The 2,160-nt window shown below is 48.8% G+C and carries 4 protein-coding genes; 2 read left to right on the forward strand and 2 right to left on the reverse strand.

Annotation, left to right across the window (positions count from 1 at the left end; all coding sequences use genetic code 11):
• Positions 1–433, forward strand: a 433-nt coding sequence (locus AC5V8P_RS25200) for a glycerol-3-phosphate dehydrogenase C-terminal domain-containing protein (RefSeq protein ID WP_495474015.1), incomplete at its 5' end; no start/stop codon positions are given.
• Between the two features lie 96 nt (positions 434–529).
• Here AC5V8P_RS25200 and AC5V8P_RS25205 read toward each other — a convergent pair.
• Positions 530–1,207 (reverse strand): CidB/LrgB family autolysis modulator, encoded by a 678-nt coding sequence (locus tag AC5V8P_RS25205; RefSeq protein WP_063207107.1) that lies wholly within the window; start codon positions 1,205–1,207, stop codon positions 530–532.
• Positions 1,204–1,575 carry a CidA/LrgA family protein gene (locus AC5V8P_RS25210; RefSeq protein ID WP_064797678.1) on the reverse strand — a complete coding sequence of 124 codons (372 nt, stop codon included), beginning with the start codon at positions 1,573–1,575 and terminating at the stop codon, positions 1,204–1,206. Before AC5V8P_RS25210 ends, AC5V8P_RS25205 begins: the two co-directional genes overlap by 4 nt.
• A 131-nt stretch (positions 1,576–1,706) precedes the next feature.
• Here AC5V8P_RS25210 and AC5V8P_RS25215 point away from each other — a divergent pair.
• A partial coding sequence (locus AC5V8P_RS25215) for a LysR family transcriptional regulator (RefSeq protein ID WP_495474016.1) occupies positions 1,707–2,160 on the forward strand: 454 nt, incomplete at its 3' end.

Below are 2,160 nucleotides of genomic sequence, written 5' to 3' on the forward strand. Positions count from 1 at the left end.
GGACGCTTTTGTGAGCAAGCAAGCCGCAGCGGGCGCCGCGCTCGGCCTATCGCTGGAAACCGCCAGAGCATGGGCTGTTCGCTATGGTTCTAACGTGGAGCGACTGTTTGCCATAGCGGCACGGAGCATGAAGAACGCCACCGAGACGGAAGCGGCGCTGCCTGTGGAAGTACGTGTACCGCTTCTGTACGCGATGGAACAGGAAATGACAGTGACACCGTCTGATTTTTTCATACGCCGAACTGGAGCGCTGTTCTTTCAGATTGACGAGGTGAAGCATTGGAAGGAGGCTGCCGTTGCATTGATGTCCGAACATGCAGGCTGGGGCCCCGAGCAAGAACGCCAATATACGACTGAGCTGGATGCTTACCTGTATGAAGCGGTGACACCTGTAGAGGCAGAGGCCGAACCTGGCGCCGTTAAAGCCATCTGATATAGCATCACTACTTTAAATGAAAAGGGCCTACAACATAAAAGCAGCGATTCTCTATTCATAAGAGAATCGCTGCTTCTTTGTTATACAGATGGCTTACAGCATCAAGTGGAACAGGAACGGCGCAGCCGCTAAGGTAAAGAGAGCGGCGAGCACCATTGAGATGCTGGAGATGGTACCTGTCAGCGAACTGAATTCGAATGCTTTGGAGGTACCTGTACCATGAGCGCCGGTGCCGAGCAATACCCCGCGTGAAACTTCATTTTCGATACGGAATAGCTTGACGGTCATCGGACCGATAATAAGACCGCTCAATCCGGTCAGAATAACGAATACAGCCGTGACTGTCGGATTACCGCCAATCGTTTGCGATACATTCATCGCTATAGGCGTCGTAATGGAGCGAGGAATCAGGCTGCTCAGCAGCGAGGAATCCAGATGCATCCACTTGGCGAGCGCCATGGAGGACAGCACGGCTACGACAGATCCAGACAACACGCTAAGTACAATTTGGGCTGCGTGTTTCTTTAACACAGGGAAATATCGGTACAAAGGGACAGCAAATGCAATCGTAGCTGGTTGTAGCAGCATGGATAGCAACTGAGCGCCTGAATTATAAGAACGGTAATTCACACCCGTCAGTGTCAAAATCAAAATAATAACAACAGGTGTAATGAGCAATGGGGACATATACACCTTGGGCAGTGTACGGTACATGCGTTTGGCCATCCAGTAAATAGCGAGTGTCAATACAATACATAGAAGACCGGTCATGATGATTTATGCTCCTTTCGTTTACCAAGCAGACTGGCGATCATACCTGTGCAGGCCATCACCAGGAAGGTGCCGAGCAGTACGACCAGCATAATACTCATGCCATCGTGTTCCAGCATCGGCCAATAATTCATAACACCAACAGCGGAGGGAATAAAGAATAATAGCAGTTCGGCCAGCAACCAGTTTGCGCCGACCTCGATCCAGCTTAGTCGAACCAAACCCGTTTGCAGCAGAACAAAGAGAATTAGCATACCGACGATACTACCAGGTATAGGCAGGTGGAGCCAGGAGACCAGCGCGTTCAGGATGAGCGAAAAGGCCATCAGGACGGCGATCTGAAGGACACCGCGTATGAAGCTTTTCATATATAAAGTCTCCTATCTTTGAGATCCGTTATTTTCAAACTGTAATGAAATTTTACATCACAAGCTTTCATGAGTAAAATGCATATAAAGAATGAAGTCTATTCCGTTTATCTATGGAAGAAGGTGTAGCTTTGGATATCCGACATTTGCAATATTTTCTGGAAGTCGCGCGGTTGCGCAGCTTTACGAAGGCAGCCCAGAGCATGTTCATTACTCAGCCGACGATTAGTAAGACGATTAAAAGCCTGGAAGAAGAATTGGGAGTTACTTTGTTTGATCGCATTGGCAAAAGAATCGTACTGACGGATGCGGGCAAGGTCATTGAGCTTCAGGCACAAGCGATTGTAAAGTCCTTTCAGAGCCTGTCCTCGGAACTGAGTGATTTGATGAACCTGAAAAAAGGACATATCCGCATCGGCTTGCCTCCTATGGTCGGGTCTAGCTTTTTTCCGCGTGTCATTGGTGAATTTCATAAGGCTTTTCCCGATGTGACTATTCAATTGTTCGAGGATGGGGCTAAAAAAGTGGAGCAAGACGTAGAAGCTGGAGCACTGGATATCGGCGTAATTGTGCTGCCTCCGGTTG

The organism is Paenibacillus sp. N119s, from assembly GCF_059447605.1.